Source organism: Inhella gelatinilytica, from assembly GCF_016093295.1.
Classification (GTDB): Bacteria; Pseudomonadota; Gammaproteobacteria; order Burkholderiales; family Burkholderiaceae_C; genus Inhella; species Inhella gelatinilytica.
In genome coordinates, this window is sequence record NZ_JAEDAL010000009.1 from 1 (window position 1) to 22,534 (window position 22,534).

General features: G+C 64.5%; 24 protein-coding genes. 17 read left to right on the forward strand and 7 right to left on the reverse strand.

Annotation, left to right across the window (positions count from 1 at the left end; genetic code table 11):
* Positions 1-140 precede the first annotated feature (140 nt).
* Both I7X43_RS14400 and I7X43_RS14405 read left to right on the forward strand, forming a co-directional pair.
* Positions 141-416, forward strand: coding sequence for a hypothetical protein (locus I7X43_RS14400; protein ID WP_198101650.1), 276 nt, complete (start codon positions 141-143; stop codon positions 414-416).
* 76 nt (positions 417-492) lie between these two features.
* Positions 493-906 (forward strand): hypothetical protein, encoded by a 414-nt coding sequence (locus I7X43_RS14405; protein WP_198101651.1) that lies wholly within the window; start codon positions 493-495, stop codon positions 904-906.
* Positions 907-1,338: 432 nt separating this feature from the next.
* On the opposite strand, the gene I7X43_RS14410 is transcribed toward I7X43_RS14405, so the two are convergent.
* A complete protein-coding gene (locus I7X43_RS14410) occupies positions 1,339-2,355 on the reverse strand; it encodes an IS110 family RNA-guided transposase (protein WP_198101652.1) in 1,017 nt (338 codons plus the stop codon).
* Between the two features lie 127 nt (positions 2,356-2,482).
* Between I7X43_RS14410 and I7X43_RS14415 the strand changes: the two genes are divergently transcribed.
* Both I7X43_RS14415 and I7X43_RS16660 read left to right on the forward strand, forming a co-directional pair.
* Positions 2,483-2,815 carry a DUF7957 family protein gene (locus I7X43_RS14415; RefSeq protein WP_198101653.1) on the forward strand — a complete coding sequence of 111 codons (333 nt, stop codon included), beginning with the start codon at positions 2,483-2,485 and terminating at the stop codon, positions 2,813-2,815.
* Between the two features lie 161 nt (positions 2,816-2,976).
* Positions 2,977-3,207, forward strand: coding sequence for an immunity protein Tsi6 family protein (locus I7X43_RS16660; RefSeq protein ID WP_510602559.1), 231 nt, complete (start codon positions 2,977-2,979; stop codon positions 3,205-3,207).
* A 530-nt stretch (positions 3,208-3,737) separates the two neighbouring features.
* Here the strand turns inward: I7X43_RS16660 and pdxR are convergent.
* The gene (gene pdxR / locus I7X43_RS14420; RefSeq protein ID WP_198101654.1) at positions 3,738-5,171 is read right to left on the reverse strand and encodes a MocR-like pyridoxine biosynthesis transcription factor PdxR; all 1,434 of its coding nucleotides are present in this window, start codon (positions 5,169-5,171) and stop codon (positions 3,738-3,740) included.
* A gap of 116 nt (positions 5,172-5,287) precedes the next feature.
* On the opposite strand from pdxR, the gene I7X43_RS14425 reads away from it, so the two are divergent.
* Positions 5,288-5,737 carry a rhodanese-like domain-containing protein gene (locus tag I7X43_RS14425; RefSeq protein ID WP_198101655.1) on the forward strand — a complete coding sequence of 150 codons (450 nt, stop codon included), beginning with the start codon at positions 5,288-5,290 and terminating at the stop codon, positions 5,735-5,737.
* A gap of 142 nt (positions 5,738-5,879) precedes the next feature.
* Here the strand turns inward: I7X43_RS14425 and I7X43_RS14430 are convergent, their stop codons facing one another.
* The 4 genes from I7X43_RS14430 to I7X43_RS14445 form a co-directional block, all read right to left on the reverse strand.
* A complete protein-coding gene (locus I7X43_RS14430) occupies positions 5,880-7,673 on the reverse strand; it encodes a glutamine--tRNA ligase/YqeY domain fusion protein (RefSeq protein WP_198101656.1) in 1,794 nt (597 codons plus the stop codon).
* A gap of 87 nt (positions 7,674-7,760) precedes the next feature.
* Positions 7,761-8,558: a LytR/AlgR family response regulator transcription factor gene (locus tag I7X43_RS14435; protein WP_198101657.1), complete on the reverse strand. Its 798-nt coding sequence runs from the start codon at positions 8,556-8,558 to the stop codon at positions 7,761-7,763.
* On the reverse strand, positions 8,555-9,643 hold the full coding sequence (locus tag I7X43_RS14440) for a sensor histidine kinase (protein WP_198101658.1): 1,089 nt from the start codon (positions 9,641-9,643) through the stop codon (positions 8,555-8,557). The genes I7X43_RS14435 and I7X43_RS14440 overlap by 4 nt, the downstream gene beginning before the upstream one ends.
* 150 nt (positions 9,644-9,793) lie before the next feature.
* Positions 9,794-11,344 carry a helicase HerA-like domain-containing protein gene (locus I7X43_RS14445; RefSeq protein ID WP_198101659.1) on the reverse strand — a complete coding sequence of 517 codons (1,551 nt, stop codon included), beginning with the start codon at positions 11,342-11,344 and terminating at the stop codon, positions 9,794-9,796.
* A gap of 88 nt (positions 11,345-11,432) precedes the next feature.
* Here I7X43_RS14445 and I7X43_RS14450 point away from each other — a divergent pair, with 88 nt between their 5' ends.
* The 12 genes from I7X43_RS14450 to ispF all read left to right on the forward strand — a co-directional run bounded on the left by I7X43_RS14450 (position 11,433) and on the right by ispF (position 21,164).
* Complete coding sequence (locus I7X43_RS14450; RefSeq protein ID WP_198101660.1) at positions 11,433-12,161, forward strand: YebC/PmpR family DNA-binding transcriptional regulator; 729 nt, start codon at positions 11,433-11,435, stop codon at positions 12,159-12,161.
* Positions 12,162-12,165: 4 nt separating this feature from the next.
* Positions 12,166-13,461: a phosphoribosylamine--glycine ligase gene (gene purD, locus I7X43_RS14455; RefSeq protein ID WP_198101661.1), complete on the forward strand. Its 1,296-nt coding sequence runs from the start codon at positions 12,166-12,168 to the stop codon at positions 13,459-13,461.
* Positions 13,458-14,075 (forward strand): 1-acyl-sn-glycerol-3-phosphate acyltransferase, encoded by a 618-nt coding sequence (locus I7X43_RS14460; protein ID WP_198101662.1) that lies wholly within the window; start codon positions 13,458-13,460, stop codon positions 14,073-14,075. The genes purD and I7X43_RS14460 overlap by 4 nt, the downstream gene beginning before the upstream one ends.
* A 50-nt stretch (positions 14,076-14,125) precedes the next feature.
* Positions 14,126-15,058 (forward strand): oxygen-dependent coproporphyrinogen oxidase, encoded by a 933-nt coding sequence (hemF, locus tag I7X43_RS14465; RefSeq protein WP_198101663.1) that lies wholly within the window; start codon positions 14,126-14,128, stop codon positions 15,056-15,058.
* Between the two features lie 13 nt (positions 15,059-15,071).
* Positions 15,072-15,656, forward strand: a complete 585-nt coding sequence (gene nadD / locus I7X43_RS14470; RefSeq protein WP_198101664.1) for a nicotinate (nicotinamide) nucleotide adenylyltransferase — start codon at positions 15,072-15,074, stop codon at positions 15,654-15,656.
* Positions 15,657-15,668: 12 nt separating this feature from the next.
* Entirely contained in the window at positions 15,669-16,490 is an 822-nt protein-coding gene (gene rsfS / locus I7X43_RS14475; RefSeq protein WP_198101665.1) for a ribosome silencing factor, read from the forward strand.
* A complete protein-coding gene (rlmH, locus tag I7X43_RS14480; protein WP_198101666.1) occupies positions 16,491-16,961 on the forward strand; it encodes a 23S rRNA (pseudouridine(1915)-N(3))-methyltransferase RlmH in 471 nt (156 codons plus the stop codon).
* Complete coding sequence (locus I7X43_RS14485; RefSeq protein ID WP_198101667.1) at positions 16,958-17,572, forward strand: Maf family protein; 615 nt, start codon at positions 16,958-16,960, stop codon at positions 17,570-17,572. The genes rlmH and I7X43_RS14485 overlap by 4 nt, the downstream gene beginning before the upstream one ends.
* 28 nt (positions 17,573-17,600) lie before the next feature.
* Positions 17,601-19,064 (forward strand): ribonuclease G, encoded by a 1,464-nt coding sequence (rng, locus tag I7X43_RS14490; RefSeq protein ID WP_198101668.1) that lies wholly within the window; start codon positions 17,601-17,603, stop codon positions 19,062-19,064.
* A gap of 262 nt (positions 19,065-19,326) precedes the next feature.
* Positions 19,327-19,782, forward strand: coding sequence for a DUF4262 domain-containing protein (locus I7X43_RS16640; protein ID WP_198101669.1), 456 nt, complete (start codon positions 19,327-19,329; stop codon positions 19,780-19,782).
* A 177-nt stretch (positions 19,783-19,959) separates the two neighbouring features.
* On the forward strand, positions 19,960-20,682 hold the full coding sequence (gene ispD, locus I7X43_RS14500) for a 2-C-methyl-D-erythritol 4-phosphate cytidylyltransferase (protein ID WP_310737580.1): 723 nt from the start codon (positions 19,960-19,962) through the stop codon (positions 20,680-20,682).
* Complete coding sequence (gene ispF, locus I7X43_RS14505; RefSeq protein WP_198101670.1) at positions 20,679-21,164, forward strand: 2-C-methyl-D-erythritol 2,4-cyclodiphosphate synthase; 486 nt, start codon at positions 20,679-20,681, stop codon at positions 21,162-21,164. The genes ispD and ispF overlap by 4 nt, the downstream gene beginning before the upstream one ends.
* Before the next feature lie 29 nt (positions 21,165-21,193).
* Here ispF and I7X43_RS14510 read toward each other — a convergent pair whose 3' ends face one another.
* Positions 21,194-22,516, reverse strand: a complete 1,323-nt coding sequence (locus I7X43_RS14510; protein ID WP_198101671.1) for an ATP-binding protein — start codon at positions 22,514-22,516, stop codon at positions 21,194-21,196.
* Between the last annotated feature and the right edge of the window lie 18 nt (positions 22,517-22,534).

Genomic DNA, 22,534 nt, shown 5'->3' on the forward strand with positions numbered 1-22,534 from the left:
GCATCCAATCCCCTAGGCCCCCGCCACCGTCGCCGCGACGGTTCAGTCCAACATGGTTTATCTGCCGCGATTTCCGCTCAGGCCGCTCGCCATGTTCGTGGCGCGGCAGATAAACGCTGATTGTTAGCCCGCACAGAGCTATGAGTGCGCATCAAGACCAAGCAAAAATCCTGGCATTCGCCGTGTATGAGCTTCGGCTTCTGTTGGCCGGGCACCTCGGTAGCGACAACGAATCCGATCTATCCACCCGCGCGGCCGCGCACCTTGCCTATTCTTTGCACAACGAGGCGTTGGCGGTACTCGAAGGCAGAGATTTCGACGTCAAAGCTGCAGTTCAAGCTATTGCCAAGGTTGACGCCATGTTTGGCGAGAACTTCCTACAGCAGTTCACCGAGGCAACGAAGCGTGCGGGCTAACCTTTCATTGCAGCCGACCCAGGCCGGCTGCGCCGGCCGGTCGGCTGAATTCAAACGTTAGGCGTCACAGAAACGTATGCGCGCGCTGCTTGTCTCCATGGTTGTGCTAATTGCCGCATGCGCGTCACTGGGTAGCACGCGCGAATTAACTAATGAAGAGAATGGGGCAGTGAAGTCCGCGGAGAAGTTCGTAGTTCGGCACGGATTGACTGCGGCTGGTCATGCCGCGGACCTGCCGGTCGAGAACATCGAGGTAATGGATCAGTTCACGGATCGAGACCAACTTGTGAAGCACCGTCGGGGTATGGTGGAGGAAACCGCGTTTGGTATCGCCTCTGTCGCCCCGCACGTCTACTGGGTTCTATTCAATAGGCCTGGGGACCCCAAGGAGTTCAAGGCCATCCGTGTGGAGGGAGTAAATGCAATTCAGCTCGTGCATTCGCGCCTCTTGCTTGAAAAGCTTCATTGGGTCCGGGTGCCGCGCGTATGACGCCTAACCCGTCATTGCAGCCGACCCTGGCCGGCTGCGCCGTCCGGTCGGCTGAACTCCAACTACAAGGGCTTCCCCACTAATTGCAAGCAATATTCAGCCCTGATGAATGGCGCAGCCATTCATCAAGGGGTTTGCAGTTGGATTTCCAACGCGATTGGGGCCGGTTCGCTGAGCACAGAGCAAGTGCGGACTTGGGTTACTACAAACGGTCATTCGTGCAGCTTTTCGATGCTGCGGACCCTGATGTGAAGACGCGCGCGGGGGCCTCATTCGTTAGCCGGAGCCGGTTTCCCGCTCCCTTGAGTTAATCAGGCACGCCCCGCACAGGTCCAACCTTGCTCATCAACGACAGGCCGGTCACGCGGCGGAATGTTTGTTGGGGGGGGGTAGTCTCCGGTTGCCGGGGTGGATCGGGTGGCTCGGTGCGGTTCAGACCGCGAGCTTGAAGGCGTCGCCCTTGGCCAGCACGGCCCAGGCCAGCCGCGCGTTCTTGGCCGCCATGGCCACCACCGCCTTCCAATAGCCGCGCCGCTCTTCGACGTTTCGCACCCAGCGACTGATCGGGTCGGCTTTGTTTTTGGCCGCCGCCAGCACCGCCCGCGCGCCCAGCACCAGGAGGCTGCGCAGATAGGCGTCACCTGCTTTGGTGATGCGCCCCAGCCGCGTCTTGCCGCCCGAGCTGTACTGTCCCGGCGTCAAGCCCAGCCAAGCGGCGAACTGGCGCCCGCATTGGAAGTCGTGGCCGTTGCCGATGGCCGCAGTGAGCGCGGTGGCCGTGGTCTCGCCAATGCCCGACAGGCGCATCAAGCGCTTGGCGGCTTCGTTCTCGCGGGCCAGGTGCGCCAAGTGACGGTCGTACTCGTGGACGCGCTCGTCAAGCCGCCCCACTTCGCTCAGGCAATCCCCCACGGCCAGGTTGGCCCAGCCGGGCAGGTCTTCCAGGTGCAAGAGGGCTTCTCGCCGCACGGTGGCGGCCTTCAAGGGCAAGACGATGCCGAACTCACTGAGCAGGCCCCGAATGCGGTTGATCAATGCAGTGCGCTGTTCGATGAAGCCTTGTCGCACCCGGTGCAAGCACAGCTGCCCTTGCTGCTCCAAGCTCTTGGCGGGCACAAAGCGCATGCTGGGGCGTTGGGCGGCTTCGCAGATGGCTGCGGCGTCTGCGGCATCATTCTTGCCACGCTTGCCCGAGAGCCGGTACGGAATCACAAACTTCGGGGCGATGAGCTTGACGGTGTGGCCCAAGGCTTGGAACTCGCGCGCCCAGTGGTGGGCGCCCGAGCAGGCTTCCATGGCGACGAGGCACGGCGGCAGCGCGGCGATGGCCTCCAGCAGCTTTGCGCGCGGCACCGTGGGCCGCACCAGCGCGGGCTTGCCCGCCTCATCCACCCCATGCAGGGCAAATACGTTCTTCGCCAGATCGATGCCGACGCAGACAATGGCCATGGACTTCCCCTTTCAGAGTGAGTTGATGAGATTTCGCAACCCCATCGTGGCACTTGTTGCCGTTTGCCGCTCACCGCGGCTAGCTCGGGACGGGGAAGTCCCTTTCATTCGTTAGATCGCAGAGCAAATGAAACTCCGGTTCGATGCATCAACTGTATTTACCCCAGGCGGTATCATTGCTCTGGAGAAGCCCGTCTTGGAGGTAGTGTTGATCAATGAGACTGTCGTTGTCATTCACGACTACATGGCATATTTGCAATATCGTCCAGCAAATAATCTGGTTGCCTATGGCGTCGGCGGAGAAGCTTTGTGGGTCGCTGAAAATCCAACCGAACTTCCTGTTGACGCATACATGAACGTTAATAGTGAGACCCCATTGATTGTCGGCAACTTTGCCGGTTTCAATTGCACAATTTCTCTTTCAACAGGAAAGATTGAAAACCATGTCTTTACCAAGTAAGCGCTCTAACAACTCCGTCGAGGGGGACGATTTGCAGGCCGTGTTTGAAAATGCCCTCTGCCGTTTCTAGGCTCCGGCGGCCCCTCACTTAAAACGTTAGGCCGGATGTCGACCGAAGCCCATATCGAAGATCTGGCGTTCATCGAACAGACTTTAGCGCAGTGTCTTCGCTCATCGGGGAACACGGCGCCGCTGAGCCGCTCCGCATTGTGCGAGAGCAGATATTTATTCTGCGAAGTTTTTTGCGCGGTGACCCAAATCTGTCGGCTATTGAAATTCAAGGAATGAATGTTGGTCTGCTAGCTGCGCGTGAGTTTGAGGTGCTTGATGTGTCATTTGCGGAAGCTTGCTATCGCCTTCAGGCTGTAGCGGACGCAATCTCTAGAAAGTAAGCAATGCGGCCTAGCCACTCATTGCGGCCGACCCTGGCCGGCTGAATTCAAACGTTGAGTGACTGCTCACCTGGCGAGTAGGTGAACTCAGCCGAACAGCCGCTTGGGGTCGTAAGCCGCCTATCAGTCAACGAAGAGCAAGCTATTGGGCCGCTGCAATTGACTTCGTGTCGCCAAGCCACTCGCTATTGATTGGCGTCACCGCCCCCGCTGATCAATCCGCTTCTCTGACCGGTCTAGGGCATCGGAACATGCAAGCGCCTCCATCGTTGTACTGCTTGCCGGTTCATCGGCTATGTACACATGAGGCCCTGAAGAGTCCGTATTCGTGGTGCTTTACGCGACACATTGAACTCGCTAAGTTGTTGATTTATCGGCCTCATGATGTGTCAATAAGTTGCGAGTCTGCGGATACATCGCCGGTTCCTGAAAAGGGCCGTACGGGTTCGAGTCCCGTCCCAGGCACCATCTCTGTAGATGTCAAGCGCAGAGCCTCGCGGTCTCCGGATCCCGAGGCTTTCTTTTTTTGGTTAGGGGTCATCGCGATCCAGATTGCGCAGCCGCTGTGTGGCAGCTTGGATCTCGTCCACACTGAGGGCGCCAAAGCCCAACAGCCAGCCCTCGCGCATTGACGTGAGTGTTAAGGGACTGAGCGTCGGCGTACGGATGCCACGCGCCAATGCCCTGCGAGTCAGAGTGCGTTCCGCGCGGGGCGGTAACTCCACGCAAAGTTGGAGCCCACAGGCCATCGGAGCTGTGGGAGTGACCCACGGGGCGACGCGCGCCAGACTCTCAAGTAGCGTCTCTCGCCGCTGGCGGACCGCTTCGCGTTGTCGGCGAAGGTGGGCCGCAAAGTGCCCCTCCTGGATGAAGGCAGCGACCAGTGCTTGGGGGGCGCCTGCCCCATGACCATCGATCAAATGACGCGCATGGGTCGCCGCCGCCACCAAGCCGGCGGGCAACACGACGTAGGCCAGGCGCAGGCTGGGCATCAGCGTCTTGGAAAAGGTGCCAAGGTAGATGACTTGACCGCTGCGATCCAGGGACTGCAGGGCCGGCAGAGCGCTGGGGGAGGGATGGAACTCGCTGTCGTAATCGTCCTCCAAGATCCAGGCGCCGCTGTGTTGCGCCAGCGCCAGCAGTTGCCGACGGCGACGCATCGACAGACGCACACCCAACGGGTATTGGTGGGCCGGGGTGACGTAGATCAGCTTGGGTTTGGGCAGCCGGCTGTGGGGGTGCAGCCCCTCCGCATCGACAGGCACGGGAACCACCTGCGCCCCCGCGGCGGCAAACGCGGCCCGGGCGCCCGCGTACCCGGGGTCTTCCATCCAGACGACATCGCCCGGGTCCAGCAGCAGTTGACTCAGCAGATGCAGCGCCTGTTGAGAGCTGGTGAGGGTCAGGACATGATCGGCATGGGCGCGCAGGCCGCGTGAGGCGGCCAAATGCTCCATCAACGCGCTCCGCAGTTCGGCGACGCCTTGGGGGGCTTGGTAGCGGCCGAGCTGCACTGCCTCGGCCTCCAGGCGCCGCGCCAAACGATGCCAAACCGCCCAGGGGAAGTCGCGCAAATCGGGGCTGCCCGCTGCGAAGGGCAGGGGGTGCTCGGGGTCGTCGCAGCCCACGATGGCCTGCAGGATTTGCCCCCGAGCCGAGAGCGTCGCGGGCAGGTGCAAGGGCGTGGCTTGCGCCGGACGCGCCGCGCTCGGTGCATGCAGCCAGCTGCCGCTGCCGTGGCGCCTTGTGACCCAGCCCTCCGCGCCCAGTTGGCGATAGGCCGCCTCCACCGTGGCGCGCGAGAGCCCCAAATCGGCGGCCAATTGGCGGCTGGAGGGCAAGAGTTGGTCCGCGTGTGCATGCCGCGCCGCGAGGCGCAGCAGATCGCACAACTGCTCCCAGCGGGTGACCCCGGGTCGGGCCGACCAATCGATGGGTTGAAGCCAGAGCCGGCGCGTGTCCATGGGCGCCATTGTCGCTGGCGGCGGCCAAGTGGTCTGGTTGTCTGGTGCGGAAGTGGTCTGTTGACCGGATGCGATGCGGCCTACAGTGCGGCGGTTCACCCGATCAGGAGCCCACCATGAGCGAGTCCTTTGTCTTGACCTTTCCCCCTGCCAGCCCCGAGGAAACTGCGGACTACATGCGCTGGAAGCTCAGTTTTCACGCCGATGCCTGGGACGTGGCGGAGGATCTCAGCCTGGGCGTGGATCGTTTGGTGGTGATCGACACCCGAAGCGCCGAGCAATATGCCGCCGGGCACATTCCTGGGGCCATCAACCTGCGCCACCGGGACATGGACGCCGCTTCCACCGCCCACTTGGATCGCAGCAAGGTGTACGTCACCTATTGCGACGGCATTGGGTGCAACGGCTCCACCAAGGGCGCCTACAAGATGGCGGCGCTGGGCTTCCAGGTCAAAGAGATGCTGGGCGGACTGGACTTTTGGAAGCGCGATGGACACCCGGTGGCCGAGGGCGCCGAACCCGGCAGCATGCGGGGCCGTGCCATCGGATTGGCTTGTGCGTGTTGATTCGGCACACCCCCGAAGCGCCTTCGGCGCCTCCCGCTGAAGGGGCGCCCCCCGTGGCCCGGCAAAGCAGGTTCCACGGTGGCACTTGATTGGGGATCCAGGTGGCACCCGCGGCGCCATCAGGTTGGGCGCCGCGTAGGGATTACTTCGCGCCCCAGCTGTCCTTCAGCGTGGCGGTGCGGTTGAACACGGCCTTGCCGGGTGCGTGATCCTTGCGGTCGGCCACGAAGTAACCGTGGCGCTCGAACTGCCAGTGGCTGGCGGCCGCGGCCTGGGCCAGCGAGGGCTCGACGAAACCGTGCACCACGCGCAGGGACTCGGGGTTCAAGGCATCGAGGAAGTCCTTGCCGCCCGCGTCGGGCTGCGGGTCCTTGAAGAGGCGGTCAAACAAGCGGATTTCGGCCGGCACGGCCTCGTGCGCCGCCACCCAGGTGATGACGCCCTTGACCTTGATCGCGTCCGCGCCGGGCGTGCCGCTCTTGGTGTCGGGCACCACCTTGGCTTGCACGGCGACGATCTCGCCCGCTTCGTTCTTGGTGCAACCGACGCACTCCACCACGTGCCCGGCTTTCAGGCGCACCTTGTTGCCTGGATAGAGGCGGTGGTAGCCCTTGGGGGGCACCTCCGCGAAGTCTTCGCGCTCGATCCAGAGCTCGGGGCCGAAGCTGAAGCGGCGCTCGCCCAGCTCGGGGTGGTGCGGGTGGGCCGGGGCGGCGCAGGGGTCGCGGAACTCGGCCGAGCCAAACACGTCGGCGTAGTTAACCAGCTCCAGCTTGAGCGGCTCCAGCACCGCCATGGCGCGAGGGGCGCGGCCTTCCAGGTCGCTGCGCAGGCAGCCCTCCAGCACACTGTAGTCCAGCCAGCTGTTGGTCTTGGTGGTGCCGCTGCCCTCGACCAGTGCACGGATGCTTTCCGGCGTGTAGCCGCGGCGGCGCATGCCGACCAGGGTGGGCATGCGCGGGTCGTCCCAGCCCCAGACGTGTTGCTCGTCCACCAGTTGCTTGAGCTTGCGCTTGCTGGTGACCACGTAGCTGAGGTTCAGGCGGCCAAATTCGTACTGGTGGGGCAGTGGGCGGGCCAGCAGGCCAAGCTGGGCCAAATGTTCCAGCAGCCAGTCGTAGAAGGGGCGCTGGTCTTCAAACTCCAGCGTGCAAATGCTGTGCGTGATCCGCTCCAGCGCGTCCTCGATCGGGTGCGCGAAGGTGTACATCGGGTAGATGCACCATTCGCTGCCCGTGGCATGGTGTTCCGCGTGTTTGATGCGGTACAGCGCCGGGTCGCGCAGGTTGATGTTGGGGCTGGCCATGTCGATCTTGGCGCGCAAGACCATGGAGCCGTCGGCGTGCTGGCCAGCGCGCATTTCGCGCAGGCGGGCCAGGTTGTCGGCGGGCGTGCGGTCGCGGAAGGGGCTGTTGGTGCCGGGCGTGGTGAAGTCGCCGCGGTTCTTGCGCATGTCTTCGGCAGATTGTTCGTCCACATAGGCCAAGCCGGCCTCGACCAGTGCCTCGGCGGCTCGGTACATGAAGCCGAAGTAGTCGCTCGCTTGGTAGAGGTGCGTCTGGCCGGCGTGCTCCCAACTCCAACCGAGCCACGCCACCATTTCCTTGATGGCGTCGACGTACTCCTGCTCTTCCTTCTCGGGGTTGGTGTCGTCAAATCGCAAGTGGGCCGCTCCACCGTAGTCGCGTGCCAGGCCGAAGTTCAGGCAGATGCTTTTGGCATGGCCGATATGCAAATAACCGTTCGGCTCGGGCGGAAAGCGGGTGCGGATCTTGGCCGGGTCGAGCGGCCCGGCCGCGTGATGGGTGGCGTCACCGGGGCTGCCACCAAAGCGGCGCTCGGAGCCGTGGCCCTGTGCCCATTGCTCCAGATCGCGCTCAATCTGAGCGCGCAGGAAGTTGTGGCCAGGGGTGGGGGTGTCGGCGGGGCTGGTCATGGTGGTGAGGCAAAAGGGCGCAGGCCCGAAAGGGGGGGCGATTGTAAAAGTCCGGACTGACCGGCCCCGCGCGTTAGCACAGTGGCTTTACAGCGCCTTGAACCGTCCCGCATGCACGCGGCTGACGGTGAGGCGCTCGGGCCGGTTGCGCAGGTCCAGCAGCGCCTGGCCGTTTTCCTGGCGCTCGGCACGGGCCACGCAGTCGATGTTCACCACGGTGCTGCGGTGCACCTGCCAAAAACGCTCGGGGTCGAGCTGGGGGAGCAGCTCGCGCAGCGAAATCCGCACCCAATACTCCTGCTGTGCGGTGACGGCGCGCACGTACTTGTCGGCGGCCTCCAGGTAGACGATAGTCTCCACGGGCACCAATTCCACGCTCTGTCCGACTGCAGCTTGCAGGTGGCGCAGCCGCGCTTGAGGGGCAGAGCCCCCTGTTGCCAGTCCGGGCTGGGCCAGCAGCTGGCGCAGGGCGGCCAAGGTGTCGGCACCGCCGCCGCGCTGCGTCAGGGCGGCCTGCAGGCGCTGCACGGTTTGCCCCAGTCGGGAGCGCTGCACGGGTTTGAGCACATAGTCCGCGGCCGCCGCTTCAAAGGCCTGAAGGGCGTACTCGTCGTGCGCGGTCACAAAAACCACCAGAGGCAGAGGGGCCTCGGGCCAATCCTCAGCCAAAGCCGTGGCCGCCTCCAGCCCACTCAGTCCCGGCATCCGAATGTCGAGGAAGACGATGTCCGGGCGCAGGCGCAGGGCTTGCTCCAAGGCCGCCTGGCCATTGGGAGCAATGCCCAAGACTTCCAGCTCGGGCCACAGGGCTTGCAGTTCGGCCTGCAGGTGTTCGCCCAGCAGGGTTTCGTCTTCGGCAATCAGGGCGCGGGGTGCTGCATTCATAGCGGAATTGTGATGTGGGCCCGGGTGCCTCCCGTTGGTTCGGCCTGCAGGCTCAGCTGAGCGGCCGCCCCATACCGGGTGCGCAGGCGGTCACGCACCTGTTGCAGGCCGAAGGTGGTGCCGTCGCTCGGCGGGGCAGCGCCCAGGCCAACGCCGCTGTCCGTGATGTCGAGCCGCAGCAGCCCGCCCTCCCGGCGAGCCTTAACCCGCAGCACCCCGCCGGCAATGCTGGGCTCTAGCCCGTGCTTGATGGCGTTCTCCACCAGGGGTTGCAGCAGCAGCGGTGGTACCGGCAGGTCCATCAGGTCTGCAGGCAGGTCCAGCTCCGTCTGGAGGCGCGCGCCCATGCGGACTTGCATCAAGGCCAGGTAGTCGCGCAGGCGCTCGAACTCGGCCCGCAGCGCATGCGATTCGACGCGGCTGGCCTGCAGCGTGGCACGCAGGAAGGCGATCAACTGGTCCAACATGCGCTGTGCATCGTCAGGCCGAAGCTGGATCAAGACGCGCAAGTGCGCCAGCGTGTTGAACAGCATGTGCGGTTCGAGCTGGCTTTGCAGCAGCGTGAGCTGGGCCTCAGCGGCCTGGCGCTGCGCCCGCTCGGCTTCCAGTTGCGCCCGACGAGCGTTCTCCACCGTGTAGAAATAGGCCGTGACCAGGACCGAAATGCTGAGCACAAAGGCTCCGGTGACCAGCGCGCTGCTGAAGCCCAGCTCCCAAAGCTGGCTGCTGCGCCTGCCCGTCAGCCAGTCCCCTAAGAGGATGCCGCCGCTGTAGCCCATCAGACCCCCCACGCCGATAGCGGGTGCCATCCACACCAGACCGGGCCAGCCGGCCAGCAGGCGTGGATCATCGGGTCGCCGGCGCAGCAGCCAGCGGCAGGCGGCGGTTTGCAGCAGACCGATGTAAAGCGAAATCTGTGTGCCGATGGCAAAGGAGTAAATCAGGTGCCCAGCTAGGTTGCGCCCGCGGATGGCGGTCAGTAGCAGGCCCACCAAGAGGCAAACGACCAGGGTGGCCAGCACATCGCGGCGCCAAGTTTGGCGCCAGCCGAGGCGGGTGGGGGTCAGGTGAGTCGGCGGTGTCATGGGGGGCATGCTGACAGGCGCCCACCCTGGGCGCCAGGGGCCGGGGATGGACGGGCGCCCAGCCTCGCGAGTGGTTTCCCGCGTCGATCAACGGAGCGGCAGGTCACAGCAGGTGGACTGGGTGGGAGGCTTGGCGGTTGGGCTGAACCGTTAGCGGCGGCGCTTACTGCCGCCCAGCAGGCTGCCCAGCACACCGCGCGCGATTTCCCGGCCGACCGAGGAGCCGATGGAGCGCAGCGCCGACTTGGCCGCCGCCTCGGCCAGCCCCTCCCGGCGTCCCCCCCGCGGCCCCGTACTGCCGAATAGCAGGTCCTTGAGGCCCCCCATGAGGCCGCCTTCTTCGTTCTCGCCCGGCCCCGGTGGCGTTGAGGCAGTGGCGCCCGCGGGGTTCCTCGCCGGACTTGCACCGTCCGGTTGGGCGGCGGCCTGCAGACGTCTCGTCAGCTTTTCGTACGCTGACTCGCGGTCGACCGCCTTCTCATAGACGCCAGCAACCAACGACTGATCCAGCAAGGCCTGTCGCTCGGTGGGCGTGACGGGGCCAATGCGGCTGCCGGGCGGCAGCACATAAACGCGCTCGGTGATGCTGGGCCGCCCCTTTTCGTCGAGCAGGCTGACCAGGGCCTCGCCCACACCCAACTCGGTGATGGCCGCTTCGATGTCCAAGCCTGGCTTGGGGCGCATGGTCTCGGCGGCGCTTTTGACGGCTTTTTGATCGCGGGGTGTGAAGGCGCGCAGCGCGTGCTGCACGCGGTTGCCCAACTGGCCCAGCACGCTGTCGGGGATGTCCAGCGGGTTTTGGGTCACGAAATAGACGCCCACGCCTTTGGAGCGCACCAGGCGCACGACCAGTTCAATGCGTTCCACCAGCGCCGCGGGCGCCTCTTTGAACAGCAGGTGCGCTTCGTCGAAGAAAAACACCAGCTTGGGCTTGTCCAAGTCGCCGACTTCGGGAAGCGACTCGAACAACTCACTCAACATCCACAGCAGGAAGGTGGCATACAGGCGCGGTGCGTTCATCAGTTGGTCGGCCGCCAGGATATTGATGACGCCCATCCCTCGATCGGTTTGCATGAAATCCGCGATGTTGAGCATGGGCTCGCCGAAGAACGCATCCCCGCCCTGGGATTCAATCTGGAGCAGGCCCCGTTGGATGGCCCCAACGCTGGCGGCACTGACGTTGCCGTACTCGGTGGTGAACTGGCTGGCGTTGTCCCCCACGTGCTGAAGCATGGCTCGCAAGTCCTTGAGGTCCAGCAGCAGCAGCCCCGCGTCGTCCGCAATCTTGAATACCAGTTGCAACACCCCGGCTTGGGTTTCGTTCAGGTCCAACATGCGGGCCAATAACAGCGGACCCATGTCACTCACCGTCGCGCGCACCGGATGCCCCGCTTTGCCGAAGACATCCCACAGCGTGGCGGGGCAGCGGGTGGGCGTGGGGACCTCAAGCCCGCGATCCTTGAGTACCGCCAGCAGCTTTTCACTGGGCGCTCCGGTTTGACTGATACCCGTCAGGTCGCCCTTCACATCGGCCATGAAGACGGGGACACCGATCTGGCTGAACCCTTCGGCCAGCTTCTGCAGGGTGATGGTCTTGCCAGTGCCGGTCGCGCCGGTGATCAGGCCATGTCGGTTGGCCAGCGCGGGCAGCAGGTGGCAGGCGGCTTCGCCGTGGCGAGCGAGCAGGATCGGATCAATCATGGGCGGTTCTCTCCAGTCTGGCGGCAGTCTAGCGAGGCGGCCCTCGTAAAATCGCCCCTCTTTATCAACTCGCAGGGTGCGCGCGCTTATGGCCGGACATTCCAAATGGGCCAATATTCAACACCGCAAGGGCCGTCAGGACGAAAAGCGGGGCAAGGTGTGGACGCGCATCACGCGTGAAATCATCGTCGCGGCGCGCACGGGCGGGGGCGACATCGCCATGAACCCGCGTTTGCGCTTGGCCATCGAAAAGGCCAAGGCCGCCAACATGCCGGCGGACAACATCAAACGCAATGTGGACAAGGCCACGGGCAACCTCGAAGGCGTGACCTACGAGGAAATCCGCTACGAGGGCTACGGCATTGGCGGGGCGGCCATCATCGTGGACACGATGACCGACAACCGGGTGCGAACGGTGGCTGAAGTGCGCCATGCTTTCAGCAAGTGCGGAGGCAACATGGGCACCGAGGGTTCGGTGGCCTTCCAGTTCAAGCACTGCGGGCAATTGATTTTTGCGCCGGGCACGTCGGAAGACGCGCTGATGGAAGCCGCGCTCGATGCGGGTGCCGAAGACGTCATCACCGGCGACGACGGCGCCATCGAGGTGCTGACCTCGGCGGCCGACTACGAGGCGGTGAAGAACGCGCTTGAAGCCAAGGGCTTCAAGGCGGAACTCGCTGACGTGACCATGCGCGCCGAAAACACCATTGCCCTGACCGGGGACGATGCGCAGCGCATGCAAAAGCTGCTGGACATGATTGAAGACCTGGACGATGTCCAAAACGTCTTCCACAACGCCGAACTCGACCTGGGCTGACGCAATGAAAGTACTCGTGATCGGCAATGGCGGGCGTGAACATGCGTTGGCTTGGAAGCTGGCCCAAGGCCAACGTGTGAGCCAGGTGTTTGTGGCGCCGGGCAATGGGGGCACCGCGCGTGACCCCAAACTCAAGAATCTGCCGATCACCGATCTGCACGAACTGGCCGATTGGGCGCAGGAGCAGCGGGTGGCGCTGACGGTCGTGGGCCCGGAGGCGCCGTTGGCGGCCGGTGCGGTGGACCTGTTTCGCAGCCGGGGCTTGCGCATCTTCGGTCCCACCCGGGCGGCCGCGCAGTTGGAGAGCTCCAAGGCTTTCGCCAAGGACTTCATGGCGCGCCACAACATTCCCACGGCGCGTTATCAGACCTTTAGTGATGCCGACGCGGCGCACGCTTATGTGACGGAACAGGGCGCGCCCATCGTCATCAAGGCCGACGGCCTGGCTGCGGGCAAGGGTGTGGTGGTTGCGATGACGCTGGACGAGGCGCATGCGGCCATCGACATGATCCTGCGTGACAACACCCTGGGCGTGACGCACAACGTCGAGGGCGCGCGGGTCGTCATTGAGCAATTCCTGCAAGGGGAAGAGGCCAGCTTCATCGTCATCAGTGATGGGGTCAACGTCCAAGCCCTGGCCACCAGCCAGGACCACAAGCGCCTGCTGGATGGGGATGAAGGTCCCAACACCGGGGGCATGGGGGCTTACTCGCCCGCGCCGGTGGTGACGCCCAATGTGCATGCCAAGGCCATGCACGAAATCATCTTGCCGACGATTGCGGGCATGGCCAAGGACGGCATCCCGTTCACGGGCTTTCTCTACGCCGGCTTGATGATTGACGCGGAAGGCCGGCCCTACACCATCGAATTCAATGCGCGGTTGGGCGACCCGGAAACCCAGCCCATCCTGATGCGCTTGAAAACGGATCTCTTCGAGCTGCTCTACGCGGCGACGGATGGCCGCTTGATGGAGCAAGAGTTGCAGTGGGACCGCCGGGCCGCCCTGGGCGTGGTGCTGGCTGCTGCCGGTTACCCGCTCAACCCGCGCAAGGGAGACGTGATTGCGGGCCTGCCCGCTGACCAGGACGACGCCATGGTGTTCCACGCCGGCACGCAACTGGATGCCCAGGGTCAGGTACTCACCAACGGTGGCCGTGTGCTCTGTGCAACGGCGCTGGGTGAGTCGGTCCGTACGGCGCAGGCGCGTGCTTACGAGTTGCTGGCGCCTGTGCACTTCGATGGGCAGCAACTGCGTCGAGACATCGGGCATCGCGCCGTCAATCGGGCAGCCAACCGGTGACCCCGCCGCTTCAGCGCCTGACCGGGCGGGCGGAGTTCAAGCCGCGGGGGAGCGCATTGGCGCGGGGCCTGCTCCGCCTGTTCGGCTGGAAGATCCTTTTTGAAGGCTTTCCCGGCCCCCAGGGCGTGGTGATGGTCTACCCCCATACCTCCAACTGGGACTTTGTTCTTGGTGTGCTCGTGAAGTGGGCGCTGGGGGTTCAGGTGCGCTGGTGGGGCAAAGACAGCCTGTTCAAGATCCCGCTGCTGGGCGCCTGGGCGCGGTGGATCGGGGGAATCCCTGTCGATCGCAAGAACCCCAAGGGCCTGGTGGGGGCCACGGCCGAGCAGGTGCGCCAGGCCAAAGCGCGGGGTGAATACTTCTGGTTGGCTGTGGCCCCGGAAGGCACGCGCTCCTACGTGCCGGGCTGGCGGGGCGGGGCCTACCATGTGGCCGTGCAAGCGGGGGTGCCGTGCTGCTTGGCCTACTTTGACGTGCCGAGCAAGACCTTCGGCGTGGTGGATTTCGTCATCCTGAGCGGAGACGCCGAGACCGACTTCTCGACGTTTCGCAGCATCCTTTCCGACAAACAGGGTTTTAAACCCCATTTGGCCAGCCCCATTCAGCTGCGCTGAGAGGCTGTGCGCGGGCCCTGGATCGACCCAGCCTTATTTCGAGTTTGACCATGAACGCCACCACCGCCCAGGTTCGCGACTATCTTTTGGACCTTCAGCACCGCATCGTCACCGGCTTGGAAGCATTGGATGGCCAGGTGTTCGCCACCGACCCCTGGCAGCGCGAGCCCGGCGGGCGCTTGGAAGGCGAAGGGCTGTCTCGCATGCTGGAAGGCGGCGCCGTGTTTGAACGGGCGGCGGTCCTGTTCAGCCATGTCAAGGGGCGGGTGCTACCGCCTTCGGCGACGGCCTTGCGTCCGCACCTGGCAGGGGCTCCGTTCGAGGCGCTGGGCGTGTCGCTCGTGATTCATCCGCACAACCCCTTTGTGCCCACGGTGCACCTGAACGTGCGCATGCTCTCGGCCCAGCCGGAAAACGGCCCGGCGGTGAGCTGGTTTGGCGGCGGCATGGACCTGACGCCTTATTACGGCTTTGAGCGTGACGCCCAGCACTTCCACCGGGTGTGCGAGAAAGCCGTGGGGCCCGAGCGTTATGCGCGCTTCAAACCAGCCTGCGATGAGTATTTCTTTCTCAAGCACCGCAACGAAGCACGGGGCATCGGCGGCGTCTTTTATGACGACTACGAAGAGGGCGGTTTTGACGGCGGCTTCTCGCTCATGAAAGCGGTGGGCGACGCCTTTTTGCCGGCGTATGCGCCCATCGTCGAGCGGCGGCATGGGTATGCCTATGGCGAGCGCGAGCGCGACTTCCAGGCCTACCGCCGGGGGCGCTATGTGGAGTTCAACCTCGTGTGGGACCGTGGCACCTTGTTTGGTTTGCAGTCGGGTGGGCGGACGGAATCCATCCTCTTGTCCATGCCGCCGGTGGCCAACTGGCGCTACCAGTACCAGCCGGAGGCCGGCACGCCCGAGGCACGGCTCTACACCGACTTCCTGCCCCCGCGCGATTGGTTGAACGAAAAGCCGACCGCGTTGTGGCTGTGAGGGCTTAAGCGCCATGCAGCTGGGCCTGTTCGGCGGCAGTTTCAATCCCCCGCATCGGGCTCACTGGGCATTGGCGCAGGCGGCGCTGGCGCAGTTGCAGCTGGACCGTTTGATCGTCATGCCCGCCGGTCAGCCCTGGCAAAAGGCCGGGCAGGGTGACCTGGCCCCTGCCGCGCATCGGCTGGCCATGACCCAGTTGGCCTTCGCGGGTATGGATAGGGTGGAGGTGAGCGCGCTGGAGATCGAGCGCGACGAACCCAGCGCCACCGCCACCACTTTGGCGCGGCTGCGGGTGGGCTACCCCCAGGCCCACTGGACACTGGTGATCGGCCAGGACCAATACGCCCGGCTCTCTACTTGGCGACAGGTGGACGCGCTTTTGGCGAGCTGTCGCTTGGCGGTGGCCGCCCGTGCGGGACAATCGGTGCAGGCGGACCCGGCGTTGCCGCCTCATGCGGTCACCGCGATTGAGTTCGCCGAGGACCCGGTGAGTGCCTCCGAAATCCGACGCCGGCTGTCGCGTGGCGAGGACATCACCCCCCTGGTTGGCCCGCACGTGGCCGGCTATATTGCCCAACACCACCTTTACGGCGCTTGACGCCGCACCCTCATGGACATTCGCAAACTACAACGGGCCATCGTGGACGGCCTGGAAGACGTCAAAGCCCAGCGCATTGAGATCTTCAATACCGAGCACTTGAGCCCGCTGTTCGAGCGCGTGATCATCGCCAGCGGCACCAGCAATCGCCAGACCAAGGCCCTGGCCAGCAGCGTGCGTGAATCGGTCAAAGGCGCCGGGTTTGAGGTGCTGCGCACCGAGGGCGAGGACAACGGGGAATGGATCATCGTGGACTGCGGCGCGGCCGTGGTGCATGTGATGCAGCCGCAGATTCGCGACTACTACCACCTCGAAGAAATCTGGGGCGAAAAGCCGGTCAAGATGAAGATCGGTGCGGTCAAGGGCTTGGTGAAGGCCAGCGAAGACGCGGGCGCCAAGGCGCCCGCGAAAAAGGCACCCGCCAAGAAGGCTGCGACCTCACGCCGTTCGGGCAGCGCCGCTGAAGCGCTGAAGAACGAAGCGGTCGCTTTGCCCAAGACGCGCGCCGAAAAGGCTTTGGGCATGCCGGCCAAAAAGGCCGCCGTCAAACGCGCCAGCCCAGCCAAAGGCGATGGCGAGTTGACGCCGACCCGCAAGTCGCCAGCCCGCAAGGTCGCCGCCAAGACCGCGACCCCCGTGAAGGTGGTCAAAGTGGGCGAGACCTCGGCCAAGAAGGCATCCCCTGCGGCCAAGAAGGCCGCGCCCGCCAAGAAAGCGGCACCGGCCAAGAAGGCCGCCCCCGTGAAGAAAGCGGCGCCCGCCAAAAAGGCCGCACCGGCCAAACGCATTGGCGTGGCAGCCAAAAAGGCCCCAGCGAAGAAGGCCGTCAAGTAAGTGCAGTTGCTATTGTTGGCGGTGGGTCAGCGTCTGCCCGCCTGGGCGGACGAGGCCACTGCCGACTTCGCCAAACGCTTTCCGCCGGATTTGCCTTTCACGCTCAAGACCGTGAAGGCGGAGCCGCGCACGACGGGCAAGACTGCGGCGCAAATGATGGCGGCCGAAGCGCTGCGCTTGCAAGAAGCCACGCCCAAAGGGGCGCGCCGGGTGGTCTTGGACGAGCGCGGTGAACGGCTAACCAGCGTGCAGTGGGCCCAGCGACTGGACCAGTGGAAGCTGGACGGCCGGGATGTCGTGCTCTACATGGGGGGGCCGGACGGCTTGGACCCTGCGTTGCGGCAGTCTGCGGATGAGCGGCTCCGCTTGTCGGACTTGACGCTGCCCCATGCGCTGGCTCGTGTGCTCCTGGTCGAAGGCTTGTATCGGGCTTGGTCCATCACGGCCGGTCACCCCTATCACCGCGAATGAAATCTAGCCTCTTTTTGGCGTCTCAGAGCCCGCGCCGCAGCCAACTGCTGACTCAGTTGGGCGTGGCGCACGAATTGCTGTTGCCCGGCCCCGAGGAAGACGCTGAAGCTCTGGAGACCCAGTTGGCCGGAGAAGGCCCCGATGCCTATGTGGCCCGGGTCACCACCAACAAGCTGTGGGCGGCGCTCGAGCGTCGCCAGCAGCGGGACCTTCCCGAGCGGCCGGTGCTTTGCTCCGATACCACCGTTGCGTTGGGGAATGACATCCTGGGCAAGCCCGCCGATGACGCTGACGCGCTGATGATGTTGCAGCGCTTGTCGGGGCAGACGCACCGTGTGCTCACGGCCGTGAGCCTTGCGTGGTGGGAGGCTGACACGCGGCGTGAAGCCCAGTTGGTGAGTGTTTCGACCGTTCGATTTGCGCGGGTTCCCGACGCGGTGCTGCATCGCTACGTGGCCACCGGGGAGCCCCAGGGCAAGGCGGGTGCCTACGCCATCCAGAGCCAAATTGCGGGCTGGATCGAGCGGATTGAGGGCAGCTATTCGGGCATCATGGGTTTGCCTCTCTTTGAAACCGCGCAGTTGTTGCGCCAAGCCGGCTGGGATCTTTGATCTTTCATCGCCGGGCTGGAGTTCCACCGTGACCGAAGACATCCTGATCAATTGGTCCCCTCAAGAAACGCGGGTGGCGCTGGTAGAAAACGGCGCCGTGCAGGAATTGCATCTGGAGCGCACGCTGGAGCGGGGCTTGGTCGGCAATCTGTACCAAGGCAAAGTGGCCCGGGTATTGCCCGGCATGCAGTCGGCGTTTATCGACATCGGTTTGGAACGTGCGGCGTTTCTGCACGTCGCGGACTTGCACACGGCGGCGCCCCGGGGTGAAACCCCCATTCCCATCGAGAAGCTGCTCTTTGAGGGGCAGGCGCTGATGGTCCAGGTGATTAAGGATCCCATCGGTACCAAAGGGGCTCGGCTGTCCAGTCAAGTCTCCATCGCGGGGCGGATGCTGGTCTATTTGCCGCAAGACGATCACATCGGCATCAGTCAAAAGATTGGCTCGCCCGAAACGCGGGAGGCGCTGCGCCAGCGCATGGTGGCGCTCGTGGGCACCCGCGACACCGGGGGCGGCGGCGGTTTCATCCTGCGCACCAATGCCGAGGACGCGAGCGATGCCGAGCTCGCGGCGGACATCGCGTACTTGCGCAAGACTTGGAACACGGTGCGCGAGCGGGCGCTCAAGTCGCCCCCGGGCACCTTGCTGCATGAAGACTTGAACTTGGTACAGCGCGTGCTGCGCGATTTGTGCAGTGAACGCACGACGAAAGTGCGCATCGACAGCCGCCTGCAGTACGAGGCGCTGCAGGCTTTTGGCCAGCAGTACATGCCAGGCTTGGTGGGCAAGCTGGAGCACTACAGCGGCGAGCGCCCCATCTTCGATCTCTACAGCATCGACGAGGAATTGCAGCGCGCGTTGGCCCGTCGCGTGGAGCTCAAGAGCGGGGGGTATCTGGTCTTTGACCAAACCGAAGCCATGACCACTATTGACGTCAATACCGGCGCCTTTGTGGGCGCCCGGAACTTTGACGACACCATCTTCAAGACCAACCTCGAAGCTGCAGGCGCCATCGCCCGCCAATTGCGCCTGCGGAACCTCGGGGGCATCGTCATCGTGGACTTCATCGACATGGGGCGGGAAGACCATCGCGAAGCCGTGCTGGCCGAGTTGCGCAAACACTTGGTGCGTGACAAAACGCGGGTGGCGGTCGGCGGCTTCACCCCGCTGGGCTTGCTGGAACTCACGCGCAAGCGCACCCGCGAGTCACTGGCGCGCATGCTGTGTGAACCGTGCCCCACCTGCCAAGGGCGCGGCATGGTGAAAACCGCCCGCACGGTCTGCTACGAGATCCTGCGCGAAATCCTGCGCGAAGCCCGCCAGTTCTCGGCCAAGGAGCTGCGCGTGGTCGCCAGCGCCGACGTGGTGGAGATGCTGCTCGACGAAGAAAGCCAGCACCTCGCCGGCCTCTCCGACTTCATCGGCCGCCCGATTTCACTCACCGCCGAGCCGGGCAACCAGACCGAGCATTACGACATCGTGTTGTTGTGAGGGTGGGGTGGTGGCGTTTGAAGCCTGCTGGCCCCGTCTTCGATGCTCCCAAACGCTGGCATAGTGACCCAAGGTCAGGCAGATCCCATTGCACAGAGGTGTTGTGCGGCGAATGCATTGGGGCGCCAATTTGGACTGTGTAAAGATGCAGTCGATGTGTGGGAACTCGATGTGTGACAAGCACTTGCAGATGAGATGCAGGACCGCATTACGCGGCATGGTGTGTTAATACGCAGTCTCCCCGTAACAGGTTAGGGAGCAAATGACCGAATACGAGCAGAACATTCACACGCACATCGAGAAATGCGGATGCAGCGTGACGTCCGTGTTTGATCCAGATGGAGACGAGCCGCCCTTCTCGTACTCCATCGGGATTGCGCAATCTAGCCAAGCACCAGAGCTAATTGTTGTGGGGCTAAAGCCAGAAATTTCTCATTGGCTTGTGAATGAGTACAACCGCAGAGTGCGAGCTGGAGAGAGGTTTTCGCCTGGAGTCTTGTACGCAGACTTTCTAGAAGGCTTTGAGGTCCAATTTGGGCTCGTCGACCGCCAGCACCGTGCGGAGTACATGCGTTCAGCCTCGTGGCTGTATGGTGGGCCGGATTTCGAAGCGTTGCAAATGCTCTGGCCAAGTACTAGCGGTGTATGGCCCTGGGATTCTGAGGCAAGTGAGTGGTTTCGAGCCAATCAACCTTTGCTTGGACCGCTATGTTCCTAAAGCGCCCTAACCGGTCGCTCGAGCCGATTCGCGTCGGCAGTCCGCCGCTCGCGGCTCAGCCTCAACGTTGAGGCTGGGTGAGGGTCCGCGCTGGGTCCGCAGTTCGTCGCCTTGAACCGACCGCATCTGTTTGCAGGCTACGCGTGCTGGATGTAGGCCTCTTCCTAAAATTCCCCTGTGATTCCGAACTCGACTCCAAGTCCCCCCCGCTGTTTTGCCCTGGTCCCCGCCGCCGGTGTGGGGGAGCGGGCCGCCCAGGGGCGGCCCAAGCAGTACGTGGAGCTGGTGGGGCGCACGGTGGTGGCGCACTCGGCGGATGCCCTGATGCAGGTGCCGGCCTTGGCCGCCGTGCTGGTGGTGCTGGCGCCGCAGGATGGGGCCTTTGAGGCGGCCGCGCCCATGTTTGTGGGGCCGCGCGCCTGGGTCGCGCGCTGTGGCGGGGCGACGCGGGCGGACACCGTGGCAGCGGGCTTGCAGGCGCTGCGGGAGCGCGGCGCGCGGGACGAGGATTGGGTGCTGGTGCACGACGCGGCGCGCTGTTTGCTGCGGCCCGAGTGGGTGCAGAACCTGATCGAGGCGTGTGTGGACGATGCGGTGGGGGGCTTGCTGGCGATGCCGGTGGCGGACACGCTCAAGCACGGCCCCGGTCAGCGCGCGCAGCGCACCGTGGACCGGCGCGATGCGTGGGCCGCGCAGACGCCGCAGATGTTTCGGCTCGGCCTGCTCGAGCGAGCCTTGCGCGAGGCTAAAACCCAGGGTGTGGTGGTGACGGACGAGGCCAGTGCTATCGAAGCGCTGGGCTTGCGGCCCCTGCTGGTGCCCTGCTCAATGGAAAACCTGAAAGTGACGCTGCCGCAAGACTTTGCGCTGGCGGAGCGATTGCTGAGGAGCCGCGCATGACGCTGCCGAAACTACGGGTGGGCGAGGGCTGGGATGTGCACCAGCTGGTAGAAGGGCGCCCCTTGATCTTGGGCGGCGTGACCATTCCCCACAGCCATGGGCTCCTGGGGCATTCGGACGCCGACGCGCTGGCGCATGCCATCACCGACGCGCTGCTGGGCGCTGCGGGGCTGGGGGACATCGGGCACCATTTCCCCGACACCGATGAGGCGTTCAAGGGCGCGGACTCCATGGCCTTGTTGGCCGAGGCCGCCCGGCGTGTTCGCGCCGAAGGCTGGCAGATCGTGAACGTAGACAGCACCGTTGTCGCTCAAGCGCCGAAGCTGGCACCGCATATCGAAGCGATGCGTCAGCGGTTGGCGGCTGTGCTGAGCCTGGAGCCGCAGGCGGTGAACGTGAAGGCCAAGACGGCGGAGCACCTGGGGCCGGTGGGTGAAAAGCGAGCCATTGAGGCGCGGGCCATCTGCCTTCTCACGGGCTGATCCCAGCGGCATCACCGGCCCGAAACGGCTCAGTTGGCGCGACGAAAGCGGATCTTGGTCTGCAGCCCGCCCCCGTCTGCATTGCTGATTTCCAATTGGGCCCCCATGCGGGCGAGCGACTTTTCGACGATGGCCAGCCCCAGCCCGGAGCCGCTGGCTGCGGTGCGGGCACGGTCCCCGCGGTAGAAGGGTTTGGTGAGCTCCGGCAGGCTGTCGCGGGGGACGCCCGGGCCATGGTCACGAACCTGGAGCAGCACTTCCGCACCCTGCGCCAGCGCGCTGACGTGAACGTCCGCGGCTTCTCCCGGGGCGTGGCCATAGCGGCGAGCGTTTTCGAACAGGTTTTGCAGCACGCGGGCCAGCTCGGTGGGGTCGCCGCGAACCAACAAATCAGGCGCCACGCGGTTGTGGATGCGGATCTGTTTCGCATCCCGAAAGGCCAGGGCTTCGCGGGCCACGGCGTCCGACAGCGCCAGGGCCTGATCCGTTCGCTCGCCCGGACGGGCGTAGTCCATGAACTTGCCAATGACCGCATCGAGCTGATCGATGTCTTGGGCCATGGCCTGCTTGGCGGCTTCATCGTTCACGCTCATTTCGAGCTCCAGCCGCAACCGCGCCAGGGGCGTTCGCAAGTCGTGCGAGATGCCCGCCATCATGATCGAGCGGTCTTGCTCCAGCTTGGCAAGCACTTGGGCCATGCGGTTGAAGCCGCGGTTCACCTCGCGAATCTCGCTGGTGAGCGTGTGTTCATCCAGGCGAGAGTCGTACTCGCCCTCTTTGATTCGGTGCGCCGCGACAGAAAGCGCCCGCAGCGGCCGGTTGATCAACCCGGCAATCAAGGCCGAGCCCAATAAGGTGGCGCCGGCCACGATCATGAGCCACCAGATTCGGGGGGCGGGCAGGCTGGCGCTGGGTTCCTGGGCGGCCCGCAGCCAAAAGGCATCTCGCCCCGCCTGAAATCGAACCCACAAACCGGCCTCACCGTTCACGCTGCGGGCGACGAAGGTTTCCGAGCCCAGCCGCCGAATCAGGGCCGAGGCGATTTGTCGCTCGAAGGGCGAGTGGTCGTAGCTCTGCCACTCGTCCCGCAGCTCGGCCACACGCACTTTGACGGCAGCGCCTTGCTCCAGCGACTTGATGAGTATGACGCGTTCGATGGCCTCCACGTGTCCCAGCGCCGCTTGGGACAGCAAGACCAGGTCCCCCAACTGCTGAGCGGCTTGGAGTGCCCGGGGCTCGGCTTCCAGGGCGCGGAAGGTGGTCAACCAACCCAGCCCGGCACCGGCGAGCAGCAGGGCCAGCCAGGCGAACGTGCGCCAGAACAGGTTCAGGCCGACCAGCCGTTTGATCATCTGCAAGGTCCGTGAGGG

What these genes read in the sequence shown, in the direction of transcription:
- I7X43_RS14400 (WP_198101650.1), top strand. Translation starts at nt 141, where the DNA reads ATGAGTGCGCATCAAGACCAAGCAAAAATCCTGGCATTCGCCGTGTAT.
- I7X43_RS14405 (WP_198101651.1), top strand. Translation starts at nt 493, where the DNA reads ATGCGCGCGCTGCTTGTCTCCATGGTTGTGCTAATTGCCGCATGCGCG.
- I7X43_RS14410 (WP_198101652.1), bottom strand. Translation starts at nt 2,355, where the DNA reads ATGGCCATTGTCTGCGTCGGCATCGATCTGGCGAAGAACGTATTTGCC.
- I7X43_RS14415 (WP_198101653.1), top strand. Translation starts at nt 2,483, where the DNA reads ATGAAACTCCGGTTCGATGCATCAACTGTATTTACCCCAGGCGGTATC.
- pdxR (WP_198101654.1), bottom strand. Translation starts at nt 5,171, where the DNA reads ATGGACACGCGCCGGCTCTGGCTTCAACCCATCGATTGGTCGGCCCGA.
- I7X43_RS14425 (WP_198101655.1), top strand. Translation starts at nt 5,288, where the DNA reads ATGAGCGAGTCCTTTGTCTTGACCTTTCCCCCTGCCAGCCCCGAGGAA.
- I7X43_RS14430 (WP_198101656.1), bottom strand. Translation starts at nt 7,673, where the DNA reads ATGACCAGCCCCGCCGACACCCCCACCCCTGGCCACAACTTCCTGCGC.
- I7X43_RS14435 (WP_198101657.1), bottom strand. Translation starts at nt 8,558, where the DNA reads ATGAATGCAGCACCCCGCGCCCTGATTGCCGAAGACGAAACCCTGCTG.
- I7X43_RS14440 (WP_198101658.1), bottom strand. Translation starts at nt 9,643, where the DNA reads ATGACACCGCCGACTCACCTGACCCCCACCCGCCTCGGCTGGCGCCAA.
- I7X43_RS14445 (WP_198101659.1), bottom strand. Translation starts at nt 11,344, where the DNA reads ATGATTGATCCGATCCTGCTCGCTCGCCACGGCGAAGCCGCCTGCCAC.
- I7X43_RS14450 (WP_198101660.1), top strand. Translation starts at nt 11,433, where the DNA reads ATGGCCGGACATTCCAAATGGGCCAATATTCAACACCGCAAGGGCCGT.
- purD (WP_198101661.1), top strand. Translation starts at nt 12,166, where the DNA reads ATGAAAGTACTCGTGATCGGCAATGGCGGGCGTGAACATGCGTTGGCT.
- hemF (WP_198101663.1), top strand. Translation starts at nt 14,126, where the DNA reads ATGAACGCCACCACCGCCCAGGTTCGCGACTATCTTTTGGACCTTCAG.
- nadD (WP_198101664.1), top strand. Translation starts at nt 15,072, where the DNA reads ATGCAGCTGGGCCTGTTCGGCGGCAGTTTCAATCCCCCGCATCGGGCT.
- rsfS (WP_198101665.1), top strand. Translation starts at nt 15,669, where the DNA reads ATGGACATTCGCAAACTACAACGGGCCATCGTGGACGGCCTGGAAGAC.
- I7X43_RS14485 (WP_198101667.1), top strand. Translation starts at nt 16,958, where the DNA reads ATGAAATCTAGCCTCTTTTTGGCGTCTCAGAGCCCGCGCCGCAGCCAA.
- I7X43_RS16640 (WP_198101669.1), top strand. Translation starts at nt 19,327, where the DNA reads ATGACCGAATACGAGCAGAACATTCACACGCACATCGAGAAATGCGGA.
- ispF (WP_198101670.1), top strand. Translation starts at nt 20,679, where the DNA reads ATGACGCTGCCGAAACTACGGGTGGGCGAGGGCTGGGATGTGCACCAG.
- I7X43_RS14510 (WP_198101671.1), bottom strand. Translation starts at nt 22,516, where the DNA reads ATGATCAAACGGCTGGTCGGCCTGAACCTGTTCTGGCGCACGTTCGCC.